Below are 19,383 nucleotides of genomic sequence, written 5' to 3'. Positions count from 1 at the left end.
GGATGTCTTTATACTGTAATATGTACTCAGAGCCTGTTTAAAACAGGCAAGGATAAGAAGACAAATTATGACCCCTGACCAGTTAATGAATACATCAAGAATACGTCCACTTCGGTAGAAAAAAGGTTGAATAACTTCAGTAGCTAATCCAAAACTGAATCCAATGAACAAGCTCAATGTAAAGCTTTTGAAGCAGAATACGAGAATAGCTGTTAAAATCATAAAAATGAAAAAATGCCCAACCTTTTGTGCAATCAGTGTCGAACTATTAAATTGATAGATTGTAAAGAAACTGATGAAATCAGGATTAGTCGTAAATGAAAAGCCAATCTCTCCACGATGGATAAATGCTTTGAAATTACTAGTAATCGACAAGACTAATATAAATAACATCGAACATAATACTAGAATGACTCTCATCTACATACACCACCTTTCGTCAATAGCATCACTGTCAGGCGTAGCGGTAAGTATACGTTGACTGCCACCACAAAAATATTAAAAATAGGAGGTTTCCTATGATTATATCAGAAAAGCTCACTCAAAAAGAACTTCTTAAACTCCTTGTTGATATAAATTCTAGAGCGGAAGCAAACGAAGATCTTCAAGTATCGGAAGTTGTAGAAGAGATTGTGGAAAGGTTAAAGAGTTATGTGTGAAGAAGAAAATGTGAAGAATACGACTAAAGATAAAAAATTTGATGAGTATCCAAAATCTCTTAAAAAAGCTCTTCGTTATATTAGACAAGACGCGAAGTTAGGAGACTTAGATAAGATAGAGCGAACGTTCATAGACTTTATCAATACACGTCGGAAGGAATTGCAGCAAAAGCCATAACAACCTCTATATAAAGTAGAAACAAAGGTGTTTCTCTTTTATATAGAGGAGTTTTGTTATGAAAATAAAAGACTGAATATTAAGTTTTTTTATATTCTGTATCCTCTTAAACAAACATTTAATTAACGCTTTTGTTCTCCCTATGAGCGGAAGAATTCCCGTCTCCAAACCGAAAGACGCAATAAGCGGTTCGGTGCATTTGTCTTTCTAATGTGGCGAATGAAATCGGGACGGTTAAGGTTTCTCGATTGACAAACTGTATAATCGATTGAGTTGAATCAGTCGGGTGTTTTTTGTATATGTAGACATTATGAAAGAAGATCCAGATGTTATCGACTGATTGTGGGGAGTGGGTTGGAAAGGCGTATAAATTTTGATTTGGATTAATCGGTATAGGGATTTTACTTTGGATTCCGGTGTTATGGATGACAGCACTTTTTCTGCCATCATAGGAGGCCCCACCGTCTAAGCAGGCCGTATGGATGATTTGGTTTGGAGGTTGTTTGATTTTATAGTTTTGTTGCATTTCCTTGACGTAGGCTTCATGGTCAATGCTGAAGGAGGGACGGATGTAGAGCGTTTCATTTGTTGGTTCATAAGTAGGGAATAGTGTTTTGGACATTGGCAAAGCTCCTTTATTATTGGAATGGGAGTGATTCGGGGTAATATCGTGGATTAGGTTTTAGCTAGAGGTCTTCATTTTGTTGTTTGATTAATTTAAGGAGCTCTTGATCGATATGACTCATTTCCTTTTCAAAGCTTTCTTTGCCAAAGTAGTTACGAATTAGTAAGTATGTTTGGAAATTCATCGTCGCATCTCCATTTTCGATTTTAACCAAGTAGCGTTCGGAGATTTTAAGTTGATAAGCTAGTTCATCTTGGGTGATATCCGCTACTTTTCGAAGTGCTCGAATAATGTTTCCGACTTCTTTGTTGAGCTGCTCTTTTAATAGTTTCATCTTTTCCGCATCTTCTTCTTCAGGCGTTTCATAGTTTTTCAATGAAGATATCTCCTTATTAAAACTATCATCAGCCAATGAAAAAGAATAGGGAATGAATGATGGTACAGTTAATTACATTTAATGGATGTAAAATTAGGTTTATTTTCGGTCTTGTGTATTTTGTGATAGGTGAGTGTCACTTGACGACGCAACAGATGAGCTAAACAGTTAATTTGGAGGGCTTTTGTGATTCGTAGGTAAACATTTTGGTGAATGATGGTAAAGTAATTGCTGTTTGGTGGTATATAACTTGGAAATAGTGGTAAAATCAAGTGTCCATAATCATCTTATTACAGCCATGAAATGTACCAAGGAATGACAGGGCGTTTACCACCGAAATCTTACTCGTTATAAAATGAATAAATCCATAGTTCGGAATACCGTTAATGTAAAAAATTGATTTAATTTGAATGAGACCGGCCTTATGCAAATGGGATTGATGGTTAACTCTTGTATTATGTAGTATATTACACAATAAATTCCTCCATTTTTAAGTCACTATGTGAAAGTATCTTTAAACTAATAAGCAACAGAGTTTAAAAGTAATGCAATGAAAATTGTTCAACAATATCGACATATTTTTAATAATGAAATTTATAAGAAATATGTGTTAACAGCTAATATAGTAAATCTATTGAAGAGGACGAATATCTAGATAAAGAAATAATGGTCAACAAGTGAATCGACTTCTCCCATAGCAAGTTACTTGATAAATTATGGTGGGCATGGAGTCAAGGTTTCATAGAATAGGAGGATTGTAGTTGGAGGATCGTTTGTACCATAAGCTAATAAATAAATTTATTGGTAGAGAGAACTATGTGGGAGTAATTAATGAATTTCCTAGAAAACCTGTCCAGTTTTTTTATGGAATTGGAGGGATTGGTAAAACTTATATTTCAAAACGTATAATAGAATTTATGGAAGATAACAGTGATAATATTGTTCTTAAAATTGACTTCTCCATTCCGGAGCATCGGGAGAAAAGTCATGCTTTAAGTTTTTTAAAATATCAGCTTTCAGCTAAATACAACATAAAATTACCTGCTTTTGAAATGGCTTACCTTCATTATTGGCATAAAACACAACCGTACTCTCCCATTTTAAGAGAAGATATTCCTTACCTAGATGAGGTGGATTTAACTAATGATATTCTGCGAGATTATTTTTCTCTAGATTCGAATAGCTTGAAACAAGTTTCAAAGGATATTTTTGAGGCTTCAGAGGAGATTCCGTGGGTAAGGGTATTACCAAAATTAATTAAAGCTACACATAAATTAAATCGTGCTAAAAATGATGTGGTTATTAAACGTAAAAACAAGCATCTGTCAAAGCTGATTGCAAAGGATGCATCTGAAATTTTGAAATACCTTCCTGAATTTTTCGCTCAGGATTTAATCGATTACCTTAAGGAAAACGGCGAAAAGAACTGTTATATTTTCATTGATACATATGAAAACCTGTGGACAGGGCAAAGGGGTTGGGGGTCTCTTTCCCTAAAGGACCATTGGATACGGGAGTTGATTAAGTTGACGCCGGGAGTTCAATGGTTTATTTGCGGGAGAGACAACGTTCCTTGGAAAAAAGAGGATGAGTATTGGGAAGGGCAGTTAAATGATTTAGAGGTGTTAGAGTTTAGCGAACTTGAAAGTAAAGAGTATTTAATCGATGCAGGAGTATTGGAGCCTGAAATACAAAGTGAAATAATTTCCACAAGCAAAGTTCCAGAAAACTTAAGGTTATCTGCATTAAGGTATCATCAATTACGCGAGCAATTTGATGCTACTCCTTCGGTGGAAGAATTTGAAAAAATACCGAATGATTTATTTGAGCGATTTGAAAACTACCTCCAAAAGGCTGAAAGAGATACACTTTTTACTTTGGCAGTACCGAGGTTTTGGAATAAAGAAATGTTTCTATTGTTAACAAAAGAATTGAGTACTGGATTAAACATCTTCGATTACCGATCCTTTGTGGACTTATCTTTCGTGAAAAAAAGGAGTCAAGGGCCTGAAGAAGAATGGGTTATTGAAAAAAGCTTAAGAAAGGCAGCATTAGAACACCTTTCGAATCATTTTCCCGAAACGATTCCTTTCATTCAAGAAACGCTCATACTCTATTATAAAGAAAAATTGACTGCACTTAAAAAGAATTTTGTCTCAATGGATAGCGTAAGAAAAATAATATTTGAGTATTTGTATTTATTGAAAAGTACGTTGAGCAATCAGGAGCTGTTACAGGTCTTTTTAGTAGAAATTAAAGAAATATTAACGACGTTAGAGGATGATGAACTGACAATCGCTCTTTATGAAGAGGTAATCACTGAGGTGCATGAGCAGGAAGGGCGTGTACTTGGTGTTGCTTATGCTGATCTTTCTGCACTTTATGAACATGTTGGTAACTTTTCTTTAGCGGAAAGTTTATTAAGAAAAGCTTTAGACCTCTCTGATAATCCTATGGATCAAGTAAAGCTAAAGTCTAACTTAGCCTCATTATTAACTTCCGGTAGAATAAGTAAGGGGAAGCTAGAGGAAGCAACTCGCCTATATAAAGAGAGTATAAATGAGCTCCTTTCAACCAATGTCAATACATCCTATGGAGGTGATTTAAAGCTTTACCTTGAAATTAAAGAAGGGTTTGCCGTTTTACAATGTATGTATCCTGGTAATGTACAATCAAAGCAAAATGCCTTAAATATATTCCAGGAGATTTATCAATTAAAAAAAGCAAATGATTATCATCTAGAATCACTTATGAACACGTTTCATAATTTAGTCATGGCAAAAACAGAGAAACTTGCTCTGATTAGTTCAGGACTACAAGGGATTAAAGAAAAAGTATCTCTAAAAGAAGATTATAAAAGCGTCCTAAAAACATATACTGAATTGTATGGATTAGAAGATGAAAGAGTTGCTTTTGTAATGTCCTCCTTTGGAGATTTTTATTGGTCCTTAGGCTCTCGAATGTCAGCTCTATCCAATTTTCGAACAAGAGCCTTTCACCTATTTAAGAAAGCTGCAGAAATCTATGAAGCGTCTAATGATTACAACAGCTTGGTAGAATTGGCTAGGGTGTATCACAGCCTCGGTCAATATTACATAGAAAAAGGGTTATATGAGAATGCAATTGAATTTTACGAAAAGGCTACGGATGGCTATGATGAATATTACGGGCCGCTAAACGAAGAAAGTGCCAATGTGTTAAATGATGTTGGGGTCATTTATATGCACGAGAAAAAGTATAAGAGTGCAAGGCTTAAGTTTGAAGAGGCAATGGCCATTAATGAATCCCTTTATCCAGATGAACCATCAAAGACGGCCGTGTCAAAAATAAATCTAGGTCACCTCTATGGAGAACGTGGAGCCTATAGGAAAGCGGTTCGCACATTTAGAGACTTAAGTAACGAAATCGAAGAAACGGACTCCCATTATATTGAGATTTTACGGCATTATAAAAACTATCACTGGCTGAAAAATAGAGGAACAATAGATAAGAAATTTGAAGAAATTGAATTGGAGATTAAAAGAGTAGTAGCATTAAAAAGAAAGGGTTATGGTGTGGAGGACTTAGATTCTGCTGGGAGACCTAGAATATGGTGATACTACTTCTTAATTGATGATAATGATTATTCCAAGTGATAAGATTGATTCTGCCAGTGAAGTAGAGTACATGTATAATGTTGAAAACAACTCTACCATTCCATTGAAAAGACTTGAACTAGATGTGAAGATGCCACTTACATTGGAATGATTAAATTGGTCTTACCTTTTTAAAATCTCTGCAATGCTTCATATTAAGTGTTGCGATAATGCAATCTTTCTTTACTACTTCACTCATCGGGATTATGGCTGATACTAGCTTTCGAGCGGACTAAGAGAAGACCTATATCAGTCCTTTTGGATAAGATCATCTTGGCTGATATCTTTTACTTTTTGAATGGAGCGAATGATGTTTCCGACTTCTTTGTTGAGCTGTTCTGTTAATAGTTTCATCTTTTTTGCATCTTCTTCAGGTGTTTCATGGTTTTTCAATGAGAATATCTCCTTTTAAAAATTATCATCATCCAATGAAAAAGAATGGGGAATGAACAATGATTTAGTTAATTATAATTAATGGATTTATAAGTGAGTTTATTTTTAGGTCCAGTGAGATGTGTTTTTGATAGGTGCTTGTCACTTGACGACACGATAGATGAGCTAAACAGTTAATTAGGAGGGCTTTTGTGATTCGTTGGTAAAGTAATTGGCGATTGCCGGTAAAAAACTTGGCTCTGGTCGTAAAATCAAGTGGCTGTAATCATCTCATTACAGCCATAGAAATGTACCACCTCTGACACAGTATTTACCACAAAATGATATGAAGTGTACCAAGCAATAGAAGGACGTTTAACACCGCAATCTTACTAGTTATAAATTGGGTACATCCATAGTTGGGAATATCGTTAATGTAAGAATTTGAATAAGGCCAGCTTTACGTAAATGGGATTGATTATTGGGTAACTCTTTTATTACGTAGTAGATTAAATACTGTGCAGCAAGAAATTAGCATAATGTTGGAAAGTGTGATTAGCAATACGTTTTTTCTGGTATTATTTTAGTGTGAGTTTTCATGATACTTTAATGTTTTTTCTTTTAAGCTAACGGAGCAGGTTAGCGAAAGTAGGTAGTCATCATTTCTTCTATTGAAATAGAAATTTGAAACTTCTTCCCAATATGATCGTATTGAAACTAAATTCATATAGAAGGAGGTTGATTTAATGTAGATAAAAATGAAACAATGTGATGATTATGTTCCTTTATATTTTTGTAATAAAATCCTGTGTATATACAGGATTGTTGGTCTTAACAAATATTTGCTTAAAGAAAGGATAATTATGTCTAAATTCTCAAAAGCATTTAATGAATACTTTTATGCCTGGGGCGATAATGACCCTAAAAAAGAAGTTTGGAGATATGGAAAATATGTATCTTTAGAAAAATTACATGGATATGACGATTATGTATATTACAGACCACGTAGGCAAATGGCAGGAAGGGTAATCATTTTGGGTGGTCTAAGTCTAATTGGGGTAAGTGGATATGGTCTATATAAAGGTGGCTCTTATCTCAAAGCCAAGTACGATAAGAGAGAGACAGATAAAGAAAATCTCTAGTCAAAGGCTAGAGATTTTCTTTATGCTTTTTTCTGAAGGATTAAACGTTATCGTATATATGGCCTTATATATAAGCGTTACATTGGAAACAATAGAATCCTTTTTCTTTCTCCAAAATAAATCGATCTGGTCATTATATCAGTTCGCTACAAAGAAATTAGTTTCGTAACTCAAATCTAAAGTATCAAAACATATTGTAATAATTATATAGACTTATATGTTATCTGGACTTACTATTAAATCAAATAAAGTAAAAAAGGGGCTATCGTAAGATGGAAATGAAACTGATTCTATTTATTTCTTTATCTATTTTTTTGATTGGATGCTCCTCAAAGGTTGAATATACCCCTGATGAGGAGAAAGAGGAGGAGGAGGTAGTATTGACTCTAGGTATTCAAGATTGGGAAGAGTATTTAAACTCAAGTGAGTACATTGAAGAATACTTTGAGACTGCTCCTAATCATGACAAAGAAGGAAAGATATTAGGTATAAAAATGAATGGAGATTTTTATAACTTAGATTTAATAGAACAGTATCTTTATATTACTAACTATATATCAGAATATTACAAGCTGTTTCCAACAGTAATTCAAGATCTTGATATTGGTTATCTAGTCTATATATTTAAAGGGGAATATGTTTTACCGACGTATGTACTCGGAAAAGGGGGTATATATTTAGAGGCCGTTAATTCGAGTGTTCATTATGTAGAATCTCATTCCCATGAGTATAATTTCGATGTGGTATCAGATTATATAAATGGTTTAAGTAAAGATGAGGTTCTTAATGGAACTAAAGCAGGACTAACAAAGGAACAATGGGATAAAGGTGAAATGCCTGTAATCAATGCTACTACAGTTAGGACTAGTGGTGAAATTGAGTTTCATGGCTATACTGGTTTTGAACCGATTGGAGAGATATCAAACTTATTAGCTGAAGAAGCACAGGAACTTGACAAAAGCGATAGTTTATTACCTGACTCAGAAACATATTTAGATGATATGACGGGGAACGAGTGGATAATGCTTTCCGATAACCAAAAGTTTCATGGAGTATCGAATGCGTTATATCACTTAGATCTTAATGGATTTAAAGTGCACGAAACCGAACAATTTTTTATAGACGCATTGAACGAATTTTATACGGATTCAAGTACAATGAGTACAAATGCACTCGATGCATTAGCTAGTATTGGGAAGATGTCAGGGACGATGACGAAGTGAATTAATGGTGCCTGTCACTATACGAAGAACAAGCTTATTGACGGTGCATTAGCAACATTTAACATTCAATGATCGTTAAGTATGAAAGGGTGTCCTTATGATAATGCAGTGGCCGAAGCTACGTTTAAAATCATTAAAACAGTGTTCATCAAAGGATGTCATTTTGATAGCCTTGAAGAGATGGAAAATGAATTATATAGCCATATCCGCTGGTTTAATTACAAATGAATTTATGGAACACTAGGCTATTTGAGCCGATTGAATACAAACTTGGACACCTTAAAAAAGTTGTCTAATTTGATGTTGACTAGCCACAACGATACTCGTAATAGAATAAATACTTAAAAGACGATTACGTTCACCGTGATCGTCTTTTCATATTTGATTCAAAATGCGTAAGAAATAACTTCGAGTATGGAAGAATGTGCATTGCAGAAAGAAATTTTTTGTGGATAGTTTTCAACAAACGGGCTTTTTAACGGAATAAGGTATATCAATAGATAGTTGGAAATGGATGGTAAAATGAAATGTAATTAAGATTATTTAGTTTGTCGTCCATACTTAAAAAGTCTAGGAGTGATAAATGATGAATCCAAAAGTTGATATTGTAACAATCTCTGTTGAGAATTTAGTTCTGTCAACAGGATTTTACAGAGAAGTATTCGCTCTTCCGAAAGATAAAATTTCATCGTGTGAAGATCACGTTGCTTTCTTTCTAAAAAGAAAAATGTTTTTAGTTTTGTATGAGCGTTCAGGGTTCACTCAGATGATTGAATAGCATAAAGATAATCTAAACACTTCTAGCGTTATTTTCAGTCACACTGTCAAAGATACTAAGGAGGTTAATTCTATTCTTTCACGTGTATAAAGGCCTGGTGGCAAAGTTACGAAAGAAGGTACCGCAGATGATTGGGGATATACAGGACTTTTTAAAGACATAGATGGATATAAGTGTGAAATAATGTCTTGGCTCGAAGTGGATGGTACGTATACTATAGACCCATACTGCACAACGAAGTAAATCTAAATTATGGAAGGGGAGTCAACAAGTTAGTGAAGTTTTTCTGATGCTTGTTTTAATTTAGAGGTATCGGTGTCTTGTTTTGGGGTAATTCAATTTAAATTATGATTGAAAACCTTATAAAAAGAAAAAACATCTTGAAATATACACCCCACTAAACATTGTCATGATTACTGTGTTTGATAGTCTATATTCTGGATATTTAAGAATAGATATTATATGTGAGAATAAGTCTCACTTGCGATTTAAAGCAGGAGGTAGTTTCGGACAAGGTATTATAATGACGGTAAGTGGTTCATGTATATTCCATATAATAAAATGTGGTCAAACTAAATAATGCAAGAAATAAATATTGGAATGGAGGCAATAGTTTGAGTGGAACATTGATTTACTCATACATTGAAGATATTGCTAAGAGGCTTCATGATCCAGCATTATATGGTGCTGCTTCAGTGATGGTAGGAGCAGGGTTTTCAAAGAATGCTGATGTAGTTGATGATGAAACATCTGCACCAAATTGGGAAGAACTTGCAGTATCGATGTTTGAAGTGTTATATAAGAAACCCAGAAATAAAGTAGATATTAAAAACTGGGAAATTCAAAAGATCAAGAAGACTTCAGGAAAAAATGTATTGAAACTGGCAGAAGAGTACAAAGCTGTTTTTGGAAGAAACAAACTCAACAAATTCATTGAAGGCAACATCAATGACGATAAGTACATTCCGGGTGATCTGCACAAGAAGCTTCTTTCATTGAATTGGAGGGATGTATTCACCACCAACTATGATACTCTACTAGAAAGAACGATCGATAAAATTAACGTAAAATTCAATTACAAAATCCTAACAAATCAAAATGATCTGCCAGGAAGCACCCATCCAAGGATAATAAAACTTCACGGTAGTGTCGATAGTTCAAAAAACTACATTATATCTGAAGAGGATTATCGTACCTACCCAGTTCAATATGCACCACTTGTAAATACAGTACAACAAGCCATGCTTGAAACACAATTATGTTTAATCGGATTCTCTGGAGATGATCCAAACTTTCTGAGTTGGCTTGGTTGGCTCAGAGACAATATGGGTGAAAACTGTCCTGTTATTTATTTAGTTGGCTTATTTCAAAACATGAGTTCTGCTGAGAAAATGACACTTGAGAACCAGAACATTACAATAATAGATATTGGGGATATGTTCGATGAGAAAGCGAATGTGGGACATCATGAAGCTTTAGAAGAATTTTTAAATAACTTGACTGAGTATGGGCAAGAAAAAGAAAAAATCTTTGAACCAGTTCCTTATAAGAACTTGCAGTTTAAAGAAGATTTCCACAAATCTATTGATGATAAATATTTTGAAATTATGGAAGAATTTTTATCGAGGATGAAGGATAAGACAAATAGCTACTTGGCTTTCCCAAGTACCCAAGAGACAGATAGATTTATCGATTCGTTAAGATATCACTTCAATGAACTACTTAAATTAGAACCGAGTACCCAGCAAGTTAATATATTATCAAAAATTGTGTATTTATTGAGACGAAGCTACTCAATTTTGGAGGATAGCGAAGCAAATAAAGTGAAATCCTTGATAGACACATTTAATAAAGAGAAATTGAGAACTGAAAAATCTCTTCTTACATCATGGGTTGACGTAGCTCTCTATTTATTAGAAATGTACCGGATAGATGGAAGGGATCAAGATTATAATAACTTGTTTTCAAAAATAGAGAAGGCGTCATCAAATGTTGATGGCTATTCTAAAGAAGAGCTGCAGATAGAGAAATGCAAGTTCCTTATTGGATCATTTGATTACTCTCAAGCTACTGAAGAAATTGAGAGAATCAATCATGGTATCGCCTTGGATATACAGTTAAAAAAGGCTTTTTTATATAAACAAATTGGTGAAGATGAAAAGGGAAAAGCTCTATTAAGAAAAGTTTCAGCGACTTTGGCCCAGAAGAAGTATTCTGAGCATAAAACTGCTTCACTCAAAGGGTATCTAAATTTATGTGCAAGATCTTTGATGTCTGGAATGAGGGAATCCTTTGATGATAGTTTCTCGGATAAAGAGTATTATTCAAATAGCTATAACGTAAGAAATATATACAACCAAATAAAAAATGGTGTCAGTAATTCACTTCTACTTGTTTACAATGAATCAAGGGGGGAAAAACCAGGTTTCAATCTAGGTACATACAAAGTTAGTTATGGGACAGCAACTAAAAAAGAACAGGATGCTGTATCTAAGCCTTTAAAGTATGTAATGTTTCAGGATCTATTATGTTTACCGAATACTTTTAGTGATCATAAAGAAATCCTAGCATTGGCTTTAAAAGGGATAATTCCAACAAGTTCAATTCCAACTTGGAAATGGTCATCAATTATCCGGACCAATGATAAGAAGATTATAAACACTTTCTTCACAAGGGAATTGATAGTATCATCGGATGTAGGATGGATTGAAACTATTTCTGACCAGCTATTTAAGCTTGTTGATAAATTTAATTCTGAAGATAATTTTAATAGAAGGAACCGAATTATTACGCAAGAAACTATTTATGATATTCTATCACGGTTCTCCATCGCAATGGAGGATGATAAAGTAATCAACTTGAGCGAGAAAATAATAGAACAGAGAAAACTGCTAGATGACAGTGATTCAAGGAGACTTACAGAATTTTTCAGGAGAATTCGATTTTCAATGAGTACAGATATTCTCTCACATTATCTTCATGAATTATTGTCATCAGATAGTATTCCATTCCATTTTCTAACCGAATTTTTAGATATTGATGCGTATATTGACCTTCATATTGAAATATCAGATGGTGTCTTCAACAAAGTTGTTAAAGAAATTGAATCAAGTGATGGAGTAACTAGAGATAAGGGTATTAGCAAAGTTATATTAATTAAATCAGCTGCTACCCTTGGTAAATATAAAAGTGAAATTGCGGAAGCCCTTTGGGGGCAAAAAAATGATTTAGGATTTCCTAAAACTAGTAACTTCTATGTCTGGTTATGGGACAATTTACCCTATCCCAATAATGTTGATCTCGGGAACCTTTATATGAACTTTTTAGAAAATCCACGATTTATTCGATCAGTGAATGAGAGAACAATTTCGGGGATAACCACAATTGATATCCGTATAAATGAATATATAGAATACTTTAGAAGGGTATCTGATTTTAGCAAAAGTGAAAAGGTCTCATATGAGTTGGCATGGACAAGTGATTTTTTTATAAAAATAATTAAGTACATTTATGAGTATTTGGATAATGAAAAAAGCTTACTAACATTGAAGTATGATATTTTCGGAACTGAAAAAGAAGGCAGAGTGAGGTTTATTAGATTAGGTGATTTTGTTGCAATGCTTGCAGCTCAAGCATATTTGTCTGAAGTATATACTCAAGGTGTAGTTGTTGAAGTGAAGAATGTTAAGAACCTCTTACTTGATAATAATGTTACATCTCCTTCTATAGATATTATAGAAAAAGTAACTAAAGATGAAAGTATTGAGGCGGATATTGATAACCTCATGAAAAGAGCAATAATTGGTGAGAGGGATGAGTTAGGTCAAGCAATGAATGTATTTAATCTCTTATTGGTGTTTGAGAAAAAGTCTGTGAAAAATGTAAAAATTTCAAATCACCTTAATGAATTAATCAATTCATTAAAATACTTTGATTTATCCAGAAGTAGCATGGTTATCTCTAAATTGATATCTGTAATTGATCATCCAATTCTTATCCAAGAGCACCATAGAAGTGGAATTATTAAAGCTTTTAGACAAAGTATAGATAAACTGGACTTGTCATTTAATGAATCCAACAGAGAGCTTATTGATACTATTTATAGTTTATCAATTTTAATAAGAAAATATTATGATAAGCTGATTCAAAATGGGATTAGTATTTCAAAAGATTTAGCTGCAATAATTGAAGAATTAAGATATTCCAAATTAAAAGAAGTTAGGTATATGTGGGAAGATATCTAAGTATAAAAAGGGATTTTCTTATGTATTTATAGGGGCTATATCGTGATGAAAAGTTTGATTTTATCCCATTATTGTAAGAGGGTAAAAACCAGATATTTTAGATTAGAATATCGGTCAATTGACCTTTTCAGTGGTCTTCAGTTAAAATGAGGTGTTTCTTGGAAATGCAGTTGACGTAGGTTAGAGCGTTGACATTTAATTAAAGAGGAAATTGGAATGAGAATAATAAAATTTTTGTTAGTCAGTACAATGATACTTCTCGCAGTGAAATATGGATAGTTTTGTGTTCTTATACGAGCACGATAGTATATTAAGTGCTAAAAAGGGGGTATTTGGTAATGGGTGTGCTTTTTTATTATGGTTTGATTCAAGTTATGAATTGATAATAAGAAAAACAACATCAAATCTTAGATGTGTTTTTCTTATTTATAACACGTGTAATTATTTGGTTCATCACCCAAAGTCGGGGATGACAAATCTAATGCCCCGTTTCCAAGCGTAATCTCAGAAACAAATGGGCATCATTATAATAGCCAAAGTCACGTCTTTTGATAAGTTTTATTTTATTATTGGTGCTTTCCATGATTCCATTTGAAAGCGGAGAAATAATCGTATCTACTAACGCTTGCTCTCGTGCAATCAATGTTTTGGCAATCTTTGAAACAGCACTTCATAGATGGTATTGATACCTATGATGGAACCATCCTTTTAATCGACGCTTCGCTTGGTTCGTTGTCGTTGCTTTTAGGACATAGCGTAGGTGATTTAAAGCTTGATAAATGTGCTTAGTCTGTCTATCTTCTTTGTGCCATTCTGTCACGAATCCACGCTCTTCCTCTGTTAATTCTTCTGGTTTACATGCTAAACAACGATCGATAAATCGTGATTTATGATGCTTTTTCGCTTCACCTAAATACCGTCTTCGTCTTTGTTGAGCGTTTGTGAAAAATTGGACGAGGTGAAAACGGTCCAACGCATGAACAGCTGATGGGAAGATCGTTTGAATCGCCTGGGCCATCGCCGGTGCGAAATCACTAACCACTGTCCGGATAGACCCCGTTAATCGCTCCTTAATTTCCGATGTCGGACAATCGCCAAAATTCGCCCTGTATCCACGTTTAACACGCTTGTCGCATAGTTGTGTCCTTTTCGAAGGGCAAATTCATCGACACAAATTTGATTCGCGGATTCTTCCGCCAATTGATTGGCTGCGTATAAATAAAACCAGCGTTTTACGGTTGTATAAGGAAGGTTATAGTCACACGAAACATCCTTTATAGACCGTCCCTGACAATGCTTGACAATTTGTCGACGAAAGGATTCTGTCGAAGAACGAACAAGCTCTAAACCATAGTCATAGGAGAAAGTAAATCCACATTCTTTACAGCGTTGGCGAGGCACCATAAGCTCTATCCAAAATGCCAAGCATAGCCATGCCGAAAACGACGGCACGTTTGATCGGGGCGAATCGTGTTTCCTTGGCAAATCGGACATTGGATGGTCTGGTGAGTGACTTTTACTGGAAATACATTTGGTTCTTCGTCAGATGGTAAAGAAATAGTAAAAAAGATGGTAAAGGCAAAATCAATTTAATAAACTTGGAATACAAAGCGAAAACTCCTCTCGTGGTTTGTCTCGACCACAATTACGATACGGAAGTTTTCGCTTTTTTTCTATAGTTAAAATGCGATATTTTTAAATTAACGGTAAAACAACCCTGAGTTCAGGTGTTGAATCTCTCTTTTTAAAAAAAGAAATATATGTCAATAAATACTTTGAAACATTATAGTAATTCTCGAGCTTTGATGAATTAGAAAACGTTATTATTTTAATACATAAAAATCCTGAAAATCTATCTCGTTTTAGAATATATCATTTTATTGTGAATGCATATAGACCCGTGAGAGAAGAAGCTGCTAAACAAGCAAGAAGGTAGGAACTAATAACGGTTCTATGGAAAAGCATTCTAAAGGGAAAGCTTGAATATGGCTTAGTTGGCATTCCAGTGGACTACTGGATTGGTATCAAAAACACATATAAAAAGTATTATGGGGAAAGTATAAGGAAAGGTGTTGTACTTTTATATTTTCGCTGATGATTAGTGAAAATCTAACTAGGGTATAATAATCACTACCTATGTTTATGGTAGTAAATGTTTAGGGCAATTGTCATTTACAAAATACCTAACATTTAATATACTTAAATAAGATGAATGGAATGGAGGGATACAATGCCGACAATTTTGGATGAAATCCAATTAAATCCTTCTGAACGACCAAGATATACACGTTATGAGTTGGCAAAATTAGTCCAAGAGCGAAGAAAAGAACTTAACCTTTCTCTTGAAGAAGCATCAAGTAAATATGGTGTTGACGTATCATTTTGGCAAAGTATTGAAAATGCATCAAGAACCTTTAATGTTAAGGTATATAAACTGATTGGGGCATTTTTAAATATGAGCAAGGATGAGATGTTAGCTAAAGAAGTGGATGACATGACTTCTCTTAGTTTCCGTACAAGTGATGAAAAACATCCAGAGATTCAAGAAGCTGTTCAGTTTGCTAATTTTATTTTTGATGAAATGGTAATGCAAGAAAAAATTGCAACAAAGTAGTTAGTTCGGGGTGATTCTTTGTCACAGCAAAATAAATTAACACCTTTGCAAAAAGAGGAGTTATATCAATCGGTAGTCCCAATTGCTGAAGAGTTTCGAAGTCGTTTCCTCAACAGAGATGAACCTATTGAGGATACTTTCAATACCTTGGAGCAGTTGGGATATTTTATTGTCAGGTTTCCAGCACATGAAAATTTATCTGGGTTTTATATAAAAAAAGGTGAATATAATTGTATATTTGTAAATAGCTCTCATTCTTTAGGTAGACAATATTATTCTGCGTGGCATGAGGTTTATCATGCTTATACAGGTGATATTGGGGGGATTAGTCTTTTTAATGATATTAAACACAGTGAGATGGAACAAAGAGCAGAATATTTTGCGAGTTGCATACTTATGCCGGAAGACATGGTACGGAGGTATATTCGTCAAAATGGGTTATCCAATCTGAAGTACATTTCATATGATAACCTTATTATTATGCAGAATTATTTTCGAGTTAGTTTTAAAGCACTTATCACTAGATTAATAAAATTATATCCGACTTATAAAATGGATTTATCCGTTCGATACAACCTAGGAACGAAAAAAAACGCCCAAAAACTAATAAATAAAATACATGGAGTTGGTGGGGACGAAACTTTAGTTCTTCCAACAAACAAATTTTCTGTATCTCAAAGGTTCTATGAACTTCTATATAGTAATCTGGAAGAAGATCGAATTTCTGCCGAAAAGGCCCAGTCGGTTTTAGAATTGTTAGAGGGCATGAGGAAAAAATATGAATCCTGATTTTTCTAAGTATCCTATTTGTGATACAGATATGTGGGTGTATTTATATTTAAGTGACTTTTTGGGGCGAGTTTTGGAAAAATACGAAAAATTAGTATTTGCTGATGTAGTTGAACAAGAAATACTGGCATGGGAACAAAATAATAATAAATACAAAGACATTGCGATTTATTTTAAGGAATGTAAAGAAAACGATGATATTTTAGTTATTCATCATGAAATACATATAGATGAAGACGATCGTGATTTTTTAGAACAAGCATTAAGTGACTTTCATTTTACGAATGGGTTGAAAAACGATCCTAAAGAGCGTAATAAGGGTGAATTTGTTTCAGCCTTGTATGCAGATCATTTTGAGATGCCATTTATGAAGTCAAATGATAATGCATTTCAGGACGGTGGAAAAGGAAAGCAAGAATTTCCAGAACTTCTCGTGAAAAACTGGTATGATGTTGTTGAAGAGTTCGCAACAAGCCATAATGAAAAGATACGTATTAGAAAAATAGTGGACCAAGAACAAATGCAAATGAAATATCATTATGAAAAACAGAAAGAAGATAAGAAAAAACAGGACACGCTTAGTAAACTTGCTGAAAGGTTTAACAAGAGGCGATTATAAATACTTTTTTCTCTTTTTTTCTAGCATTCGTAGTTTAATAATATACTAGAAGAAACTCGTCTTCATAGCTTATTACCTAACTGGTGATGGGCTATTTTGGTTTGCCTTCTTTTATAAAAACATCTACCGCACATAATGTTCAAAATTGCAAAAACATCATTATATAAAGATAAAAAAGATAAAAAATACGAAGTAGATATAATATCTAGCATTTAGAAACAGATATAATTTAATATATAGATTTTTTATCTATCTCGACTCTTGGAGTATTTTTCGAGAAAGAGAATATCGATGCATTAGACTCTAAATTGGAACTTTTCTTAACCATTCTTTCTTCCACGGCTCAAGAGGAGAGTTGAAGTGTGAGTGAAAATACGAAATGGGTGTGCAGAAGCGGGTTGATTTTATTTTAACTAAAAGTGTATCTCGCTTAAGTCGTAATGTAAAACACCTTATAGAAATTGTTGAAGAACTTAAGGCTCATGGGGGTTGGGGTGTATTTTGAGGAACAACACCTCGACACTTTTATTGAATATAACAGTTCCTATTAAGTACACATGCTGCATTAGTGCAAGAAGAAATCGAGGCAATATCAAATGCAACAAGATGGGGATATGAAAAACAGTTTCAAAAAAGGTAATGCAAAATTCAATCAGGTTTTCGGTTACAACAGAGTGAAAAAAGGTGGGAGAGCTACGCTGAATATTAATCCAGACCATGTAGCAATCGTTCGACAAATATATGATTGGTTCCTTCAAAAGTGGAGCTATGCAGATATAACGCAAGCATTGATGAGACGGGGAATCAAAACAGCAAGAGGTAAAGATGTCTGCAATCTAATACGGTGAAAGCCATGCTACAGACAGTAACCTATACCGGAAATAAACTAGCTAGGGTGCACTCGAAGATCTTATTTTCTAAAGAGGGACAAGACCATATTGCCATTGAAAATACACACCCTGCCATTATAAGCATGGAGGTTTTTGAGAAGGTACAGGAGCGGATTGAATCTAAGACAAAAAAATACACAACCGCCAAAGTACCATTACGCATCTTTCAGTAAAAGAATGCATTGCCATCATTGTGGTTATCGTTTTGAGCGATACATTAATAGGACTGGTGTGTATTGGCAGTGTAAGCCAAAGTCGAATTGGTACCTGTCTAACACCAAGATTTCGAGAGGGATAAATAGTAGCAATGACACTTCAGGATTTAAAAAGTAAGTTTGACATGGAGTCGCCTACCATACTTGGGCAATTAAAAAAGGTTCTTCAAACGACAATTAATCGGAATCGGGATTGTGGATGGCGACACTTTTTCGCCCACCAAGCGGCCATGATCATTCCACTGACCATACATTTTATTTTCTCGTGTGTTTTCAATAAACTTATCTAGCCTTTTATTAAAAATATCGGGTTCATTCCTATAACTTTGTATTGTATCAATTCTAATCCTGCTATATAGTTCAGGAAAGTTAATGAAGTTCTGGTATAATTGTTCGTCTTCTTTCAGAAGCGTTTCAATATCTTTATCTATAGTAAAAGATTCTGGTCGCATATCAGGGAGAATATTCAGTCCTTCCTCTTTCATCAAGCCTAATTTATCTAATCTCCTTACCCTTTCTTTATTTAATTCTGTCCAATTACTTGTTTTCTTTCTTGGAGAAAGCCTTTGAGCCAATTCAGTATCTGATATTTTTTTCTTTATACCATCAATCCAACCAAAGCATAATGCTTCCTCAACTGCATCGAGATACTGGATGGCTTCAGTTTGTTCACTCATGCTTACTATTACCCAACAAAACCTTGCTGTATTTGAATTTTCCTCAAGCCAATCTCTCAATTCCTGTCTTGTCTTAACTCTAATTAAATTCTTAATTTCCATTTTTGAACATATCCTTTCTCATTCAATATGAGTGGTTTCACACATAGAAAAAATGAACGCCTTCAAATAAGTGGAAATAAATGGGTCTAAAAAAACAGGAATCGTTGCCATACTCCTACTTTACCTATATATTAAATGATTTTCCGTTTTCTTGCTTGCACGATTTTTCCTTGATGTTATTTGTGGTACATTCTTATTGAGTGTAATCAATTGTCATCTAACAGTTACATTGTATTTTCCGCTGA

General features: G+C 34.1%; 19 protein-coding genes and 2 pseudogenes. 14 read left to right on the top strand and 7 right to left on the bottom strand.

What is annotated here, in order from left to right; all coding sequences use genetic code 11:
* Positions 1 to 420 (bottom strand): VanZ family protein (locus BALCAV_RS03180; RefSeq protein WP_040323472.1); only part of this gene is annotated, 420 nt, incomplete at its 3' end.
* A gap of 98 nt (positions 421 to 518) precedes the next feature.
* Between BALCAV_RS03180 and BALCAV_RS22225 the strand changes: the two genes are divergently transcribed.
* Both BALCAV_RS22225 and BALCAV_RS03175 read left to right on the top strand, forming a co-directional pair.
* Positions 519 to 659 carry a hypothetical protein gene (locus BALCAV_RS22225; protein WP_160173387.1) on the top strand — a complete coding sequence of 47 codons (141 nt, stop codon included), beginning with the start codon at positions 519 to 521 and terminating at the stop codon, positions 657 to 659.
* Positions 652 to 837, top strand: coding sequence for a hypothetical protein (locus tag BALCAV_RS03175; protein WP_040323470.1), 186 nt, complete (start codon positions 652 to 654; stop codon positions 835 to 837). Before BALCAV_RS22225 ends, BALCAV_RS03175 begins: the two co-directional genes overlap by 8 nt.
* A gap of 118 nt (positions 838 to 955) precedes the next feature.
* Here BALCAV_RS03175 and BALCAV_RS03170 read toward each other — a convergent pair whose 3' ends face one another.
* Together BALCAV_RS03170 and BALCAV_RS03165 are read right to left on the bottom strand one after the other, a co-directional pair.
* A complete protein-coding gene (locus tag BALCAV_RS03170; protein ID WP_003321019.1) occupies positions 956 to 1,459 on the bottom strand; it encodes a competence protein ComK in 504 nt (167 codons plus the stop codon).
* A 64-nt stretch (positions 1,460 to 1,523) separates the two neighbouring features.
* Positions 1,524 to 1,838: a helix-turn-helix domain-containing protein gene (locus tag BALCAV_RS03165; protein WP_040323468.1), complete on the bottom strand. Its 315-nt coding sequence runs from the start codon at positions 1,836 to 1,838 to the stop codon at positions 1,524 to 1,526.
* 761 nt (positions 1,839 to 2,599) lie between these two features.
* On the opposite strand from BALCAV_RS03165, the gene BALCAV_RS03155 reads away from it, so the two are divergent.
* Positions 2,600 to 5,434 (top strand): tetratricopeptide repeat protein, encoded by a 2,835-nt coding sequence (locus tag BALCAV_RS03155; RefSeq protein WP_003321334.1) that lies wholly within the window; start codon positions 2,600 to 2,602, stop codon positions 5,432 to 5,434.
* A 288-nt stretch (positions 5,435 to 5,722) separates the two neighbouring features.
* Here BALCAV_RS03155 and BALCAV_RS22220 read toward each other — a convergent pair whose 3' ends face one another.
* Positions 5,723 to 5,866 (bottom strand): hypothetical protein, encoded by a 144-nt coding sequence (locus BALCAV_RS22220; protein ID WP_160173386.1) that lies wholly within the window; start codon positions 5,864 to 5,866, stop codon positions 5,723 to 5,725.
* Positions 5,867 to 6,603: 737 nt separating this feature from the next.
* On the opposite strand from BALCAV_RS22220, the gene BALCAV_RS03150 reads away from it, so the two are divergent.
* The 5 genes and pseudogenes from BALCAV_RS03150 (at position 6,604) to BALCAV_RS03135 (ending at position 13,232) form a co-directional block, all read left to right on the top strand.
* Entirely contained in the window at positions 6,604 to 6,987 is a 384-nt protein-coding gene (locus BALCAV_RS03150; protein ID WP_003321737.1) for a hypothetical protein, read from the top strand.
* A 380-nt stretch (positions 6,988 to 7,367) separates the two neighbouring features.
* Complete coding sequence (locus tag BALCAV_RS03145; protein WP_136445969.1) at positions 7,368 to 8,210, top strand: hypothetical protein; 843 nt, start codon at positions 7,368 to 7,370, stop codon at positions 8,208 to 8,210.
* Between the two features lie 24 nt (positions 8,211 to 8,234).
* Positions 8,235 to 8,438 (top strand): annotated as a pseudogene (locus BALCAV_RS23390) (IS3 family transposase); the annotation flags it as partial.
* A gap of 358 nt (positions 8,439 to 8,796) precedes the next feature.
* Positions 8,797 to 8,988, top strand: coding sequence for a hypothetical protein (locus BALCAV_RS03140; RefSeq protein ID WP_003321739.1), 192 nt, complete (start codon positions 8,797 to 8,799; stop codon positions 8,986 to 8,988).
* Positions 8,989 to 9,602: 614 nt separating this feature from the next.
* A complete protein-coding gene (locus tag BALCAV_RS03135; RefSeq protein ID WP_003321740.1) occupies positions 9,603 to 13,232 on the top strand; it encodes an SIR2 family NAD-dependent protein deacylase in 3,630 nt (1,209 codons plus the stop codon).
* 478 nt (positions 13,233 to 13,710) lie between these two features.
* Here the strand turns inward: BALCAV_RS03135 and BALCAV_RS23385 are convergent.
* Positions 13,711 to 14,250: pseudogene (locus BALCAV_RS23385) on the bottom strand (ISL3 family transposase).
* A 41-nt stretch (positions 14,251 to 14,291) separates the two neighbouring features.
* Positions 14,292 to 14,657 carry a helix-turn-helix domain-containing protein gene (locus tag BALCAV_RS23380; RefSeq protein WP_160173383.1) on the bottom strand — a complete coding sequence of 122 codons (366 nt, stop codon included), beginning with the start codon at positions 14,655 to 14,657 and terminating at the stop codon, positions 14,292 to 14,294.
* Positions 14,658 to 15,462: 805 nt separating this feature from the next.
* Between BALCAV_RS23380 and BALCAV_RS03125 the strand changes: the two genes are divergently transcribed.
* From BALCAV_RS03125 to BALCAV_RS23370, 6 genes are all read left to right on the top strand, one after another.
* Positions 15,463 to 15,846 carry a helix-turn-helix domain-containing protein gene (locus BALCAV_RS03125; RefSeq protein ID WP_003321741.1) on the top strand — a complete coding sequence of 128 codons (384 nt, stop codon included), beginning with the start codon at positions 15,463 to 15,465 and terminating at the stop codon, positions 15,844 to 15,846.
* A gap of 18 nt (positions 15,847 to 15,864) precedes the next feature.
* Positions 15,865 to 16,635: an ImmA/IrrE family metallo-endopeptidase gene (locus tag BALCAV_RS03120; protein WP_003321742.1), complete on the top strand. Its 771-nt coding sequence runs from the start codon at positions 15,865 to 15,867 to the stop codon at positions 16,633 to 16,635.
* A complete protein-coding gene (locus tag BALCAV_RS03115) occupies positions 16,625 to 17,254 on the top strand; it encodes a hypothetical protein (protein WP_003321743.1) in 630 nt (209 codons plus the stop codon). Before BALCAV_RS03120 ends, BALCAV_RS03115 begins: the two co-directional genes overlap by 11 nt.
* Positions 17,255 to 17,633: 379 nt before the next feature.
* Entirely contained in the window at positions 17,634 to 17,759 is a 126-nt protein-coding gene (locus BALCAV_RS23375; RefSeq protein ID WP_003321744.1) for a recombinase family protein, read from the top strand.
* Between the two features lie 91 nt (positions 17,760 to 17,850).
* Entirely contained in the window at positions 17,851 to 18,102 is a 252-nt protein-coding gene (locus BALCAV_RS03110) for a recombinase family protein (protein ID WP_003321745.1), read from the top strand.
* A gap of 5 nt (positions 18,103 to 18,107) precedes the next feature.
* Positions 18,108 to 18,317, top strand: a complete 210-nt coding sequence (locus BALCAV_RS23370) for a recombinase family protein (RefSeq protein ID WP_003321746.1) — start codon at positions 18,108 to 18,110, stop codon at positions 18,315 to 18,317.
* Positions 18,318 to 18,511: 194 nt separating this feature from the next.
* Here the strand turns inward: BALCAV_RS23370 and BALCAV_RS03100 are convergent, their stop codons facing one another.
* Entirely contained in the window at positions 18,512 to 19,138 is a 627-nt protein-coding gene (locus BALCAV_RS03100; RefSeq protein ID WP_003321747.1) for a YdeI/OmpD-associated family protein, read from the bottom strand.
* Positions 19,139 to 19,383 lie beyond the last annotated feature (245 nt).

It is taken from the genome of Alkalihalobacillus alcalophilus ATCC 27647 = CGMCC 1.3604, assembly GCF_000292245.2.
GTDB lineage: Bacteria > Bacillota > Bacilli > Bacillales > Bacillaceae_D > Alkalihalobacillus > Alkalihalobacillus alcalophilus.
This window is presented reverse-complemented; position numbering and strand designations above follow the sequence as displayed.